This is a genomic window from Cutibacterium sp. LaCa_286, from assembly GCF_057198075.1.
On record NZ_CP191091.1, the window covers coordinates 434,361 to 448,069 of the forward strand.

The following is a 13,709-nucleotide window of genomic DNA, read 5'->3' on the forward strand; positions in this document are numbered from 1 at the left end:
CACCCAGGATACCGAGGGTGCCCCTACCGTCCTGATGCAGACCCGGGCCATGTGTGCCACCCATCCCGGGCGTCCCATGGTGCTGCGGGACGTCGACCTGCGGCTGCATCAGGGGGTGCGCGTCGCAATCCTTGGCGCCAACGGCTCGGGCAAGACGACCCTGCTGCGCTGCCTGTCCGGCTCCCTCGAACCGGTGTCCGGTGAGGTGCTGCGTGAGGGCAAACGTCTGGAGCACAACAAGAAGGCGCTGCGGGAGCATCGTCGCGTCGTCCAGCACGTCCTGCAGGATCCCGACGACCAGCTCTTCAGTGCAGACGTCTTCCAGGACGTCTCGTTCGGCCCGATGAACATGGGACTCGACGAGGACGAGGTGCGCGAACGAGTCACCAAGGCCCTCACCCTGCTGGGCGCCGATCATCTGGCCGAACGCGCCACCCACCAGCTGTCCTACGGGGAACGCAAGCGTGTCGCGGTGGCCGGAGCCATGGCCATGCGACCCAAACTGCTCATGCTCGACGAACCGACCGCCGGGCTGGACCCCGACGGTGTGTCGCGGATGATGGCGGCGTTGGGACGGTTGCACCAGACCGGCACGACGGTGGCCATGGCAACCCATGACGTCGACCTCGCCCTGGCTTGGGCCGACGAGGCACTCGTCGTGGTGGATCACAGCGTCGTCCAAGGCCCGATCGACGAGATGCTCGCCGACTCCGACATCGTGGAACGGGCACACCTGCACCTGCCGTGGGCGCTGGATCTTGCCCAGCGCATGGGAGTGAGTAGCCTGCCACGCACCATGGATGAGGTGGTTGCCGCCCTCGAGGCGCGGTGAACTGGGCACACCCCGCACCGGATGTCCCGATCGGGCTGAGCCGGCGCAGGGTTGTCCCAAGCAGTTCACGCCGGCTACTGATGGGGGCATCCCGTGGAGCTGGCGGCCGTTGGTGAGGTGGAGTCGTCAGTCCTTGACCCAGCTCCATGCGACGACGGTGCGGGCGGGCTTCCACCCACGCAGCCGCCCGATGTGGTCGGCGTTCTCCACCGAGAACCGCATGAGCTCACCGCCCAGCCGCCCCGACAGGTCGGCAACCAGGGTCTCGGCCTCCATCGTCACCCCGTGGACGACGATCCTTCCACCCTGCGGCAACCGTGCCAGGCAGGCGTCCACGAGCTCAGCCGTCGCCCCGCCACCGATGAACACGGCATCCGGGGTGGGCAGCCCGTCGGGCAGCCCCTCGGTGAGGTCGTGATCGATCACCGTGAACTGTCCCGGTGCGGTGAGATTCTCGGCATTGGTACGCGCGTTGGCGGCTCGGTCGGCCCGCCGCTCCACCCCGACTGCGGTACAGGTGGGATCGGCGCGGCACCACTCCACGGCGACCGATCCGGCGCCGGTGCCCAGATCCCACAGCGTCTGCCCGGGCATGGGGCGCAGGGCGGCCAGAGCCACCGCTCGCACCGGATGCTTCGTGATGAGCCCGTCATGGGCAAAGTGTTCCTCGTCAAGGCCGGGGGTGCGGCCAAGTTTTGCGGTGTCAGGGTCAATGGTCACGGCTCAAGGGTATGCCGGGTGAGCGAAAACACCTTCGGTGTGTCAGAATCGCGGTACCGGCCAGGAGGAATCCGGTGTGAGTCCGGAGCGGTCCCGCCACTGTGAGCCCCGTCGGGCGTGCCTCGACCACCGAGGTGCCTTGATGCGCAAGCCAGGTCGTCCGGGTCGGTGCTGAGTCAGATCGACGCTGCCATGATGCGGGCGAGGACCCGCGAGGAGGTTTCCATGCCAGCAGGCCAGAGCCCCATCACTCAGGACCCGAATGTCGTCCAGGATGGCCGCACCACCAGACAACGACGTCTGAGACCGGTCGTCATGGTCAACACGGGTGAGGGCAAGGGCAAGACCACTGCCGCCATGGGAACCGCGCTGCGCGCGTGGAACCACGGCTGGGACGTCGGGGTGTTCCAATTCGTCAAGTCCGGTCGTTGGCACGTCGGCGAGCAGGATGCCCTGCAGGCCCTGGGAAGTCTGCACGACGGCTGCGCGGGCTGTCGGGCTGCTTCGTCGCAGCCGCACACGCCGGCCCGGGGCACGCCGTCGGCAAACCTTCTGACGCCTCCCGGGCCGAACACAGATCCTGGCCTCAGCCGCGCGGGCGGCGGGTCGGGAACTGCTTGCGGGCGTAACGAGCGACGCTCCAGGTGGTGAATCCGTCGGTGGTGGCTCCGACTCCACCACCTAACACGGGCACGCGCTTGGAGACGAAGACCGGCAGTTTCTTGCCCGCAGCCTGGCCCATGAGGACGTTGACGAGGTTACGGGCGACGACCTTCTCCAGATCGGCGTCCCCCACCGGGGCGGTGGCGATGCCCATCGGGGTCGTCGGAAGCTTCTCCTCGTGAATGAGGCTGTCGACCTCACGCTGACCCATGAGGGTGGCGAGGATGGCGGTCCGGACGCGCTGGTCGTCAAGGTCGTAGCCGCGTAGGTGGGCGATGACAGCCACCATGCGGGCCTGGACGATCGCGACGCCCGAGATGTTGGCGGGGATGGTCACGGCCAAGGTGACGACGCCACCGAGGTTGGAGACGAATCCCTGTGCACCGGCCATGGCGATGTGCTGGTTGACGAGGGAGTTGATGGCCTGTTCGACGTCACCGTCGTGCTTGGTGAGGGTCTTGCCAGCGGCCTGACGCGCTCCCGGCAGCGATGAGGCACCGTCGATGGCGAATCCCAGGATGCTGCGCAGCATCGAGACGGCCGCGCCGGGTGCCATGTCGGGTGCCTGAGCCAGCAGGGCCTTGCCGATGTTGCTTCCGATTCCCACGAGGGTCTCCTCTCGATCAACTCACTTCAAGGGTAGCCGTGGGGGCAGGGCGAGTCCTGTGGTGTTCGCGTTGAGGTGGTGACGGGCAATGCCCGTGGTGATCGCGCCTGCGCGAGGCCGCGATTCCTCCGAACGTGGTGTGCCCTCCAACGTCACCAGTAGGACCGCCTGTCTGGCCTGTGAGTGTCTCTCCTTGCCAGGGCGTGAATGACCCCTATTTGTTAACGAGGATAACTAATGAGTTAGGGTTGCCTTATGAATTGTGACGAGGTGACCGTGGCCCGACAAGGTGACATCCCCCCGCTCCCGATGGCCCGCGCCATGGCCGGAAGCGCGCTGACCACCACCCATCGGCCCCGCACTCGGGGGTTCCACGGTGCTGTGGACCCACGCACCCTGTTCCTCTATGTCATCGTTCTCAACGTCCTTCTCATGGGAGCGGGGTCGACGCCTCTGGTGCTGGCCTGCCTCGGTGTCGTCGCGGTGTCACTCGTGCTCACGACCCGCCCCACGACGTGGATCGGGTGGCTGGCCTTTGTCCTGGTGTGGGTCTTCTGCTGTTTCGCCCTTCCAGCCCTATGGCACTCGGCTGTTTCCGCATTTCTGGTCTTCATCGCCTTCTGGATGTTCCGCTTCGCAGGAGTCTTCGGCTCGGCAGTGGCTGCGATCAAGGTTCTCGACGTCACCCGGGTTGGTTCAGTCCTCACCCAGATGCGTGCGCCGCGGGTCGTGCAGGTCCCGGTGATGGTCGTGGTGAGGTTCTTCCCGATGGCAGTGCGCGAGCTGCGGGCGATCGTCCAGGCCATGACCCTGCGAGGCCTGAGACCCGGCGCCCGCTCAACCATGCGCCACCCGCTGCGTACGGGGGAATACGTCGTCATCCCCTTCCTGGCCTCGGCTGCCCGGATCGCCGACGAGCTCTCCGCCGCAGCCATCATCAAGGGGCTGGGTGCACAAAAATCCCGGTCCACCCTGGACCCGAGTCGTTTCCGTCTCGGTGACGTCGTCGTGCTGACGGTTTTGGTCGCGTTGATTGCCTGGCGCGTGACCGAGGTGATCGCATGAGCGTCAGCCTGACCGACGTCTCCTACGCCTACCCGGTCCCTGACCTCGACGGGTCCCCGTTCGATGACGGCCCCACGCCCGACCGAGAGGCCGTGGACCAGCTCCGGGACATCACCATGACGATCCGGCCCGGGACCCTGACCCTGCTCATTGGGGGATCAGGATCGGGGAAGTCCACCCTGCTGCGGACGATGAATGGCCTTGTCCCGAAGTTTTTCGAGGGCACCATGCGTGGCAAGGCGGAGGTGGACGGCACTGATCTGGCCGGGGTCGAACTCCACGACGTCGGGCGCACCTCGGCGATGATCTTCCAGAATCCTCGCACCCAGTTCTTCACCTCCAGCGTGCGAACCGAGCTGGCTTTCGGGCTGGAGAATTACGGGGTCGACCCGTCTGAGATCCGCGACGCTATGACTCGGGCAGTCGGCCAGACCGGCATCGCACACCTGCTCGACAGGCGGCTCGACACCCTCTCGGGAGGGGAGTTGCAGCGCGTCGCGTGTGCCTGTGCCCTGGTCACTGACGTCGATCTGCTCCTCTTCGACGAGCCGACCTCGAATCTCTCTGCCGAGGGAATCGACGATTTTCGCCACCTCGTCGCCCAGCTGAAGGCCTCCGGGAAGACGCTGGTCATTGCCGAGCATCGGCTGCACCTCTTCCGTGGGATGGTCGACGTCGTTCATCGCATTTCTGACGGCAGGGTCGCCGAAACCATGACCGGCGATGATCTTTTCAGCCTGACGGACATGGAACGGACCGAACGTGGCCTCCGCGCCGTCGATGTCGTCCCGGTGGACATACCCGAGCTGCCGACCGCCGCAGCCTCCTCCAACACCGATGGCCCAAAACTCCCGACTGGGCTGATGGTCGAGCACCTGTCCTTCTCCTACGGGCATGGCCCGACGATTCTCGACGTCGACTCCCTCTTCCTGCCGGCCGGAGCGGTGACGATCCTCACCGGCCCCAATGGCGCGGGCAAATCGACCTTGGCCCGACTGATCTGCGGGCTCGAAAAGTCCCCGCCCAGCGCCCGTATCGGCATGGGAGAGCCGTGGAGCACCGGCAGGAGGCAGAAATCGTGCGGGATGGTCATGCAGGACGTCCGCCGTCAGCTGTTCAGCGAGTCGGTGGAGCGGGAAGTCACCCTCGGTCTGGACCCGCGCCAACGCGATGCCGCCAACGTCCCGGCGCTCCTGGAACGTCTCGACCTGGTCGGCCAACGTGACCGTCACCCCTTGTCACTGTCCGGTGGGCAGGCCCAGCGCCTCGTCGTGGCGGCCACCATCGCTCAGGACAAGGAGGTCGTCATCTTCGACGAGCCCACATCGGGTGTCGATTTTCGTCACCTCACCTCGATCGCTGACCTCGTCGGTGATCTCGCGACCGCTGGGAAGGTCGTCATCGTCATCACCCACGACCCGGAGCTCATGGCCCGATGTGGGGATTACCTCATCAACATCACCACTCTGAAAGGACAATCATGAAACCCCGTCTGACAACGCGTGACCTGGTGAGTATCGCCATCTTCGCGGTGATCTTCTTCGTCGTCTTCTACGCCTGCGGCATGATCGGTTTCGTCGGTCCGGCCTTCATGTTCGTCGGTTGGATCCTGGGCATCCTGCTGGGCGGCATCGTCCTCATGTTGTCAGTTGCACGGGTGCCGAAAATTGGCACCATGACGATCACTGGTCTGCTCGTCGGGCTCGGTTTGAGCCCGGGGCACACCATCTGGATGATCCCGGCTGGAATAGTGCTCGGATTCCTCTCCGACATCATCATCACCAATGCCGGCCGCAGCACCCGTCTCACGACGAGCCGCGCGATGCTCGGGTATGCCGTGTTCGTGCTGTGGATGATCGTGCCGCTCATCCCGATGCTCGTGAATACCGACGAGTACTACGCCATGATCACCGAGCAGATGGGTGCCGACTACTCCAACAAGATGCGGGAACTCTTCACACCTGGCCTGGTGGCGGGATGTGCCGTCATCTTCTTCCTGCTGGGGCTGGCCGGTGGCTGGTTGGGCATCAAGGTGGGTCGCAAGCATTTCCAGCGGGCAGGACTGACGAAGTGACCGAGATCTCCACGTCCCCGCAGGTGTGCCCCGACGCTGTCGCGCCGGGAGGAACTCAGGACTATCAGGCCAAGCACCGTGCCGGCGGCAAGGCCCTGTCGATGATCATGAGGCCCATTCGTGGGTACGTCATCGTTGCGCGGATCCTTGTCGTGGTGTCATGCATCGTCGCACTGGCCCCGTATGTGGCCCTGACGAGACTCGGCGCGATCCTGCTGGGTGATCACGTCGACCGTGAGGCGCTCACCCATACCGCCAATGTGCTGTGGATGGCTTTCTGCATCCAGGTCATGCTCTACGTGGTGGCCCTCCTCATCACTCACATCGCCGACATCAAGGTGCGCAACTTCTTGCAGGATCGCATTATCGACCACATCTCGAAGGCGCCGCTGGCCTGGTTCAGCTCGTCGTCAACCGGTCGAGTGCGCAAGGCCATCCAGGACGACACCGTCCAGATCCACATGCTCGTCGCCCATGCGCCGGTCGAGCAGACCGCAGCCGTGGGAGTTCCGCTCGTCCTGCTCGTCTACGCCTTCGTGGTGGACTGGCGGCTGGGGCTCCTCTCCATCGCCACCTTCCCGATCTACGCGCTGTTGCAGTGGGTGACGATGCGGGACATGGCGACCAAGACCGCCGAGATGGACGACAAACTGGCCGACATCTCATCCTCGGCGATCGAGCTGACGGAGGGTATCCATGTCGTCAAGAACTTCGGACAGACCGGTAAGGCCCATCGTCGCTTCACCCGTGCGTGCGAGGAGTTCGCCCAGTTCTACTGGAACTGGTGTGGCCCGCTCATCAAGGCGTCGGCGCTGTCGCTGTCGGTGATCTCGGTGGCCGCCCTCATGGCGATCAACCTGGGATTCGGCCTGCTCATGGCCAAGGCCGGCTGGGTGGGCGTCACCGACGTCCTCACCTGCTCACTCATCGCCCTGGTCCTGCCGCGCACCATCGAGGTGCTGGGCACCATGGCATGGGGTTACCAACAGGCCGGCAATGCGGCTCTGCGACTGCAGGACGTGCTGTCCATCGAGCAGATCAGTCATCCTGACGCGAGCGCGCGGATTCCTGACGACATGACGGTCACCTTTGACGACGTCAGCGCCTCCTACCTCACCCCTGACGGTGTCATCCCGGCGCTCAGCCACGTCAACCTGACGCTGCGTCCGGGGACGGTGACGGCTCTCGTCGGGCCGTCTGGGTCGGGCAAGTCGACCCTGGCGACGATGCTCGCCCGCTTCCGCGACCCTGATTCCGGGGTGGTGCGCATTGGTGGGGTCGACCTCAAGGACCTCGCCCAGGACGACCTCTACCGGTTGGTGTCCTTCGTCCTCCAGGATCCGTACATGCAGCGTCGGTCCATCCGTGACGTCATCACCCTGGCCCGTCCCGACGCCACCGACGACCAGGTGTGCGAGGCTGCTCGTGCCGCCCACATTCTTGACGACATCGACGCACTGCCGAAGGGTTTCGACACCGTCCTGGGTGAGGACACCGATTTCTCGGGTGGTCAGAAGCAGCGGCTGTCGATCGCCCGCGCTGTGCTCGCCGACGCCCCGATCCTCGTGCTCGACGAGGCGACGGCCGCCACCGATCCCGACTGCGAGGCGGAGATCCAGCAGGCCCTGGCTGCACTGGCCCGGGGCCGAACTGTGCTCGCCATCGGTCACCACGCCGAGTCGGTGGCCGGAGCTGACGTCATCTGCGTCATGGAGGGCGGTTGCATCGTAGCTTGCGGTTCGTCCGAGGAATTGGCCGACCAGCCCTACTGGGCGCGTCTGTCGGCAGGGCGAGCGATGGAAGGAGTCACTCAATGACCACGACCATGAACTCCCGCCTTTCCTGGGCGGGCGACATCCTGCTCCTGAACACCTTCAGGCCCCTTCTCACCGAGGAAGGGGCTGCCAAGTTCCGTCGCTCCCTGTGGCTGGCAGGTGTCCAGGGAGTCCTCGAGGGAGTTGGCCTGTTCGCCATCATTCCGACGATCACGGCATTCGCCGAGGGTGGACCCTCGATGGGACTGACCTGGCAGGGCTGGGTGTGGGTGCTCGTCGCCCTGGCCGTTGCCGGGGCCGTCGTGACGTACTTCCAGTCGACGATCGGCTATCTCGCCGCGATGGATGTCATGGGAAAACTCAGCGTGCGCATCGGCGACCAGGTGGCGAGCCTGCCACTGGGATGGTTCCGCTCGAGTTTCCCCGGCCGCCTGTCCCGCCTTCTCACTCAGGGACTCATGCACCTGGGCGAGGGGTTGGCACATTTCACCGCCCCACTCGTGCGCGGTGCCGCGACCACCGTCGTCATGATGGTGCTCTCGTGGTTCTGGTCGTGGCAGTTGGGGTTGTCCCTGCTCATCTCGATGCCTGCGATGTGTCTGATCATGATCGCCTCGCGGGCCTTGTGGCTTCGCGGTGAGTCGGTGGTCCAGCCGACCGAGCAGGAACTGGCTGCCCGCATCGTCGAGTTCTGTGAGACCCAACCAGTGCTGAGGGCCGCCGGCCGAGCCGAGGGCTACGAGCCGCTTCGGAATGCACGCCGGGCCAATGAACGCGCCGCTCGTAAGTGTCTGGGGCTGGGCGTGACGGCGAACTTCCTCTCGGGTCTGGGTGCCCAGGCGGTCGCGGTCGTCCTCATCGTGCTGGCCGCGCGCATGGGCAGCAACGGCACCCTCGCCCCGGTCGCGACGGTTGCTTTCGTCGGCGTCTCGCTGCGCTACGCCAAGGTGTTGGAGGACGTCGTCTCGGCTGCTCTGTCCGTCGAGACCGCGCGCAAGCCGGTCAGTGAGGTCGACGAGATCCTCTCGGCTGAGGTGCTTCCCGAGCCCGAGGCCCCGGGCGACATGACAGCTCCCGGTGAGGTGTCCTTCGAAGACGTCTCCTTCGGTTATGACAAGGAGCACCCGGTCGTCCATGACGTCACGTTCACTGCTCCAGCGGGGGGTTTGACGGCCATTGTCGGCCCCTCGGGGGCTGGCAAGACGACTCTGTTCCGGCTCATGGCGAGGTTCTGGGACGTCGACTCCGGGACGGTGCGTGTCGGCGGACTGGACGTGCGCGACCAAACCACCGAGCAGCTCATGAGTCAGCTCGCCATGGTTTTCCAGGACGTTTATCTCTACGACTCCACTTTGGCGGAGAACATCCGCATCGGTGACCCGGATGCCACGGACGAGCAGGTCCGGAAGGCGGGGTCTCTGGCCGGGGTCGATGAGATCGCAGCTCGTCTGCCCGGTGGATGGGACGCCGGCGTTGGTGAAGGTGGCCGTCGTCTCTCGGGTGGTGAACGGCAACGGGTGTCGGTGGCACGAGCCTTGCTGAAACGCGCCCCGATCCTGCTCTTCGACGAGGCCACCTCTGCTCTCGACCCGGAGAACGAGGCCCACATCGAGGCCGCCCTGGCCCAGCTGCGTGAGTTCTCGACGATCCTCGTCATCGCTCACAAGCTCGACACCATCCGTTCGGCGGATCGCATCGTCGTCATCGATCACACCGGTAGAGTCTGCCAAGTGGGAACCCATGACGACCTCATTGCCAGCGGCGGTGCTTACGCCGATCTGTGGCATGCCCGGGAGCGGGCCGAGGGGTGGTCGCTCGTGGGCCGTGAATGATCAGCAAACGGCCAGGGCGCAGGCCTGCGTTTACGCGACGTCAGGCGATTGATGCAGCCCTGGCCGAGGGCATTGAGACCTTCACCTTGAGGGCGGTCGCTGATCGTCTCGGGGTGAAGGCCACCGCCTTGTACCGGGAGTTCAGTTCTCGTCAGGAACTGCAAGTGGCTGCAATTGCGGAGATCATGGTGGACATTGACCCCGATCCCAACGTCGCGAGTTGGCAGGACGCCCTTCGTCAGATTGTCGACCGTCAGTGGGCGTTGTGTGAGCGATATCCAGAGGCCCCGCTGGTGCTCATGACTCAGCCAGAGACTTTTGGGGCAGTCATGCCTCGCTGCGCGGCGATTGTGCAGGGATTGGCAGAACTTGGTATTCCCGGAGGAGTCGAGGGGGCCGCTTTCGCCTTCGATTTCGTCGGGGACACCACCTTCGAGACCTTCATCTCGATGCAGCCCTATCTGGTGGCTGACGAGGACGGACGCACCGGCGTCGAGAGAATCGGGGTCATGACCGAGGGCCTTCCCGACATCTTCGGGATGCAGGATCTGGGGGAGCGCGGCAATCTTGATCTCAAGGTTGAATTCATCATCGCCGGCATGGAGCACGGGCTGTTCCCTGGCGCGGTCACGCGGAAATGATCGCATTCCCAGACGGGGAATCCTCCTGCTGTTCCCCCATCCCGCGTTGTGACTCATCACCGTCCATCGGGGTGCATGTCAAACAGTGGGGTCTCCAGCTCACTGATGGCCCTGGCCAGGAGGCGACATCTTCAAGCAACTCCACACTTTGCTGCTGGCGGGGGTACAGCGCGTCGCATCGGCCAGACCCTTGCCGAGCGTGCATGGTGCCATGCTTCTGGTGCAGTTGGCCACCCCTGGTTCTCGGGTGCGCGGTGCTGGCCCCCGGTATCTGCGTCAAGATGGCCCCAAACGTCCTGCCCGTCCTTGGCGAGGGCGGTTCTGGTGCTCTCCTCGTCCTCCTGGGAAAGCTCGTCGGAGTGGGAGCTGAGCAGGTTTGTTCGGAGTTCTCACCTGACTGAGGGCTGAGCCTGGGCCGCGCGATCTGACTGGTCTGCCTCGGCAGGCTTGGCCAGCCACGCTGCCTTTTCGCTGTGCCCGGAGCGGATGAGATAGCTCAGTGCGATGACGGCGAGCACGGCAACCAGACCCCAGGACAGGGCGTAAGGCCAGCGTGGTGGGGTGATCGGCGTTGAGGTACCGTGTTGGGGAAAGGCCACCGCGACCAGAGACGTGAGTAGCGGGACGAACATGGCGCTGGCAAGATTCTCGACGATGACGGATGATCCCGCGATGGTCTCGATGGGGATGCCGTCGGGGACGATGGGGTCCTCGAAGAGGGTGCTGAGGACGTCGAGGTAGACGACCCCCATGCCGATCCCGGCGCTGATCCACAGCACGACCATCGTCGGGTGGGGTGGGAGGCCGGCCATCCGGGTGGCCAGGGCGACGGTGATGAGGGTCGAGGCGGTGATGATGAGTCCGACGCCTGTCCCGATTCGGATGAGGTAATGACGTGGATTCTTGGCAGGTTTGAGGCCGGCAAGGACTCCGGTGACGGACCATCCGAGTCCACCTCCGAGAATGATGTAGCCGAGGTCTTTGGCGCTGCCGCTGAAGAGGTCGTGGTAACTCAGCGTGACTAACTCATTGGCCGAGTAGTAGGCGCCGGTGAGGAAGAACAGACCTGCCAGGGCGTGCAGACGGATGCCACCCGTGGTGAAGGTATGCGGCGGCATGGAGATGATGGCCACCCAGCCCAGGATGAGGAATCCTGCGATCATGAGGACGTATTTCCACGGTGAGGGCGCCGGGATGATCATGAGGATGATGCCGACCGAGATGAGAACTGTGGCCTTGAGGGGCATAGGGGAGTCGTCGGGGTGCTGGTTGGAGTCGAAGTTCTCGGCGATGATGATCCGCGCGGCGAGCAGGAGGGGCAGGTAGCACAGCATCGCCCAGCGCCAGGAGAGCAGATTGGTGACCCATGCGGCATAGCTCGGGCCGACGATGGACGCGACGACCCAGCTCGCGGAGTTGAAGGCCAGGGTGAGCTGGCGGGCTCGTCCGGTCAGTCCGACGGCAACAGCGCCGATCGACGCCATGGCCAGGCAGGCTCCGGCGAGCCCGCTGATCGCGCGGCCAATGAGGAAGATCCAGATGTTGACGGCGGTGGCACTGATGATGGCGCCGATGATGAGGACAAAGGTGGCGGTCAGGAGAAGGCGGGGAAGTCGACAGCGCTGGAGAAGGGCGGCACCGATGGGCAAGCCGACCATGGTTGAGATGGATCCGACCCCAGTGATGACGCCGTACATGTCTTGGGCGTCAAGGTCGGCTGCCATGATCGGCAGGATGAGCTGGGTGAGGTAGGTCTGCATCCCGCCGATGAGTTCCAAGACGATGATGCAGATCGCCAGGACGAGGGAGTTCTTCTTCATCGTCATGGGCGAGTCTGGGGTGTCATCGGGGGGCTCCTGGTCTGGGTCGACGCTGGGTTACTCAAGTATGCAGATCGTTTGCTCTCTTGGCAGGCTGGACGCTCCATTGCGGCGGGACGTCGACCCCGGACTTCTCGTCCTTGGCAGCAGTCTCGATGGCTGGATCGGCCTCGGTGAGGCTGTCGTTGCCCCACGATCTCGACCAATTCATTCTATGTGGTGGGTAAAATACGAAAAGGCGAACACGGGAACCGTGGCGATGAACCGTTGTGGTAGAGACGAACAACGCACTAGGAAATGACGCCCTTGTGCCGTGAAAAATAATCTGAAAGGAGCCTAGCCTGTTCACATATCAGGCGGTGTGGGTGGGAAGTCCAACATCCTTTGTCCCTGGAGATGCTTCCCGGGGAACATGTACGCAGGCTAGCCATGCGCAGCTTCCTGATTGACTCGCATGACGAGATCGGGTGCTCCTCAGATGTGTCGAGTTAGGATTGCCGACATGACTGCTCTTGCTGTGGGTCCGGTCGCTTTGCGTCCTCTCAAACTGACCGACGCGCCTAAGCTGCGCGCCATCGTCGACGAGGAGAGTTGGCAGGGCAATTCCACCCCGTTTCCAACGTCTGACGATCAGATGCGCGACCATCTCCGGTCACTGATCGAGGCGGACAATTTCGAGATGTATGCCGTCGAACTTGACGGACGGTTCGTTGGCCGGACCGGTCTGTATGACATTGTTCCGGGGATTCGCTGCCAGATCGGGTACACCATTTATGGTCGTAACGTGTGGGGCACGGTGGTGAACCCGTCTGCGAAGCTGATGTTGTTCCGGCGTGCCTTTGAGGACTTTGGTATGCACCGGGTCGCCTTGCGCTGTGATCATCGCAATACCCGCTCTCGTTCGGCGATTGCCCGGCTTGGGGCACAGTTTGAAGGCACGCTGCGGAGTTTCCGTCCGGCGGCTGACGGAACCATCGCGGATGTTGACTACTTCTCCGTCACCCGCGCCGAGTGGCCCGGTGTTGAAGCCGGGCTGGAGGAGAGGATCGCACGGTATCAGGGCTAAGGCTGGGATCGATTTGCGGTGCCTCACTGTCACGTCCCCGCGAAATGGGGGCCCTCGCCTCATGTAGTTTTCCCGTGAAATCTGGGGTTAACTGGCGCGGCGGATGCCGGTGACGTTCACCGTCTGACAGAACTCGCCTTTCACCGTGAACCCGCAGTGAGTAACCATGTCGACCTCGAAGAACCCGGGTTCGGATTCGACCTGGGCACCGGCTGTGCCGATGGTGATCGCGTTGGGCAGCCTTCGGCCTCCATCGCGTCGAGCAAGTCGTTCATCGATACCGCCAAGTACTTGCCGCACAACCCGCCACTGGTCGCCCACACGGTGGGCAGGATTGTGTGGGCGTCGGAGGAGTACTTGCAGCCCTTGGTACGGCGTGTGTCCATGACCCTGACGGTGGCGCTCGCGCGGCTCTTGGGCTGGCCCATCCTGGCTCACAGTTGCTGGCGGGTGTGGTCGCGGTTCCAGCCGGTCACCTTGACCACCTGATCCACGATGCCCTTTGTCCTTTGTCGACGTCGACGCATAGGCGGCCGCGTAATTCTTGGTCACCTCATAGCAAGCCTGCATTGACACCCCCTCACCATCCATACCCTTGGTCGTCGCTGTTGCCT

12 protein-coding genes, 2 pseudogenes and 1 riboswitch are annotated in these 13,709 nt (G+C 64.2%); of the genes and pseudogenes, 10 read left to right on the forward strand and 4 right to left on the reverse strand.

Going from position 1 to position 13,709, the window contains the following annotated elements; translation table 11 throughout:
* Positions 1–34 precede the first annotated feature (34 nt).
* Positions 35–832, forward strand: coding sequence for an energy-coupling factor ABC transporter ATP-binding protein (locus tag ACP8JZ_RS01735; protein WP_484482780.1), 798 nt, complete (start codon positions 35–37; stop codon positions 830–832).
* A 126-nt stretch (positions 833–958) separates the two neighbouring features.
* Here the strand turns inward: ACP8JZ_RS01735 and cbiT are convergent, their stop codons facing one another.
* Positions 959–1,552 carry a precorrin-6Y C5,15-methyltransferase (decarboxylating) subunit CbiT gene (cbiT, locus tag ACP8JZ_RS01740; RefSeq protein ID WP_484482592.1) on the reverse strand — a complete coding sequence of 198 codons (594 nt, stop codon included), beginning with the start codon at positions 1,550–1,552 and terminating at the stop codon, positions 959–961.
* Positions 1,553–1,622: 70 nt separating this feature from the next.
* Positions 1,623–1,708, forward strand: a riboswitch (cobalamin riboswitch).
* Positions 1,709–1,777: 69 nt separating this feature from the next.
* On the opposite strand from cbiT, the pseudogene ACP8JZ_RS01745 reads away from it, so the two are divergent.
* Positions 1,778–2,032: pseudogene (locus ACP8JZ_RS01745) on the forward strand (cob(I)yrinic acid a,c-diamide adenosyltransferase); the annotation flags it as partial.
* Between the two features lie 106 nt (positions 2,033–2,138).
* Here the strand turns inward: ACP8JZ_RS01745 and ACP8JZ_RS01750 are convergent.
* Positions 2,139–2,822 carry an EcsC family protein gene (locus tag ACP8JZ_RS01750; RefSeq protein WP_484482593.1) on the reverse strand — a complete coding sequence of 228 codons (684 nt, stop codon included), beginning with the start codon at positions 2,820–2,822 and terminating at the stop codon, positions 2,139–2,141.
* Between the two features lie 309 nt (positions 2,823–3,131).
* Between ACP8JZ_RS01750 and ACP8JZ_RS01755 the strand changes: the two genes are divergently transcribed.
* Genes ACP8JZ_RS01755 through ACP8JZ_RS01780 form a run of 6 tightly spaced genes read left to right on the forward strand, consistent with a single transcriptional unit; the run spans position 3,132 to position 10,209 of the window.
* Entirely contained in the window at positions 3,132–3,887 is a 756-nt protein-coding gene (locus tag ACP8JZ_RS01755) for an energy-coupling factor transporter transmembrane component T (protein WP_267878863.1), read from the forward strand.
* Positions 3,884–5,371, forward strand: coding sequence for an ABC transporter ATP-binding protein (locus ACP8JZ_RS01760; protein ID WP_484482594.1), 1,488 nt, complete (start codon positions 3,884–3,886; stop codon positions 5,369–5,371). Before ACP8JZ_RS01755 ends, ACP8JZ_RS01760 begins: the two co-directional genes overlap by 4 nt.
* Positions 5,368–5,961, forward strand: a complete 594-nt coding sequence (locus tag ACP8JZ_RS01765) for an MptD family putative ECF transporter S component (protein ID WP_484482595.1) — start codon at positions 5,368–5,370, stop codon at positions 5,959–5,961. Before ACP8JZ_RS01760 ends, ACP8JZ_RS01765 begins: the two co-directional genes overlap by 4 nt.
* Positions 5,958–7,778: an ABC transporter ATP-binding protein gene (locus tag ACP8JZ_RS01770; RefSeq protein ID WP_484482596.1), complete on the forward strand. Its 1,821-nt coding sequence runs from the start codon at positions 5,958–5,960 to the stop codon at positions 7,776–7,778. Before ACP8JZ_RS01765 ends, ACP8JZ_RS01770 begins: the two co-directional genes overlap by 4 nt.
* Positions 7,775–9,568 carry an ABC transporter ATP-binding protein gene (locus ACP8JZ_RS01775; RefSeq protein ID WP_484482597.1) on the forward strand — a complete coding sequence of 598 codons (1,794 nt, stop codon included), beginning with the start codon at positions 7,775–7,777 and terminating at the stop codon, positions 9,566–9,568. The genes ACP8JZ_RS01770 and ACP8JZ_RS01775 overlap by 4 nt, the downstream gene beginning before the upstream one ends.
* Entirely contained in the window at positions 9,565–10,209 is a 645-nt protein-coding gene (locus ACP8JZ_RS01780) for a TetR/AcrR family transcriptional regulator (RefSeq protein WP_484482598.1), read from the forward strand. Before ACP8JZ_RS01775 ends, ACP8JZ_RS01780 begins: the two co-directional genes overlap by 4 nt.
* A gap of 389 nt (positions 10,210–10,598) precedes the next feature.
* Here ACP8JZ_RS01780 and ACP8JZ_RS01785 read toward each other — a convergent pair whose 3' ends face one another.
* Together ACP8JZ_RS01785 and ACP8JZ_RS01790 are read right to left on the reverse strand one after the other, a co-directional pair.
* Positions 10,599–12,035 (reverse strand): MFS transporter, encoded by a 1,437-nt coding sequence (locus ACP8JZ_RS01785; protein ID WP_484482599.1) that lies wholly within the window; start codon positions 12,033–12,035, stop codon positions 10,599–10,601.
* Between the two features lie 55 nt (positions 12,036–12,090).
* Positions 12,091–12,183, reverse strand: a pseudogene (locus ACP8JZ_RS01790) (cupin domain-containing protein); the annotation flags it as partial.
* 348 nt (positions 12,184–12,531) lie between these two features.
* Here ACP8JZ_RS01790 and ACP8JZ_RS01795 point away from each other — a divergent pair.
* A complete protein-coding gene (locus ACP8JZ_RS01795; RefSeq protein ID WP_484482600.1) occupies positions 12,532–13,095 on the forward strand; it encodes a GNAT family N-acetyltransferase in 564 nt (187 codons plus the stop codon).
* Between the two features lie 156 nt (positions 13,096–13,251).
* Positions 13,252–13,584 (forward strand): hypothetical protein, encoded by a 333-nt coding sequence (locus ACP8JZ_RS01800; RefSeq protein ID WP_484482601.1) that lies wholly within the window; start codon positions 13,252–13,254, stop codon positions 13,582–13,584.
* Positions 13,585–13,709: the final 125 nt, after the last annotated feature.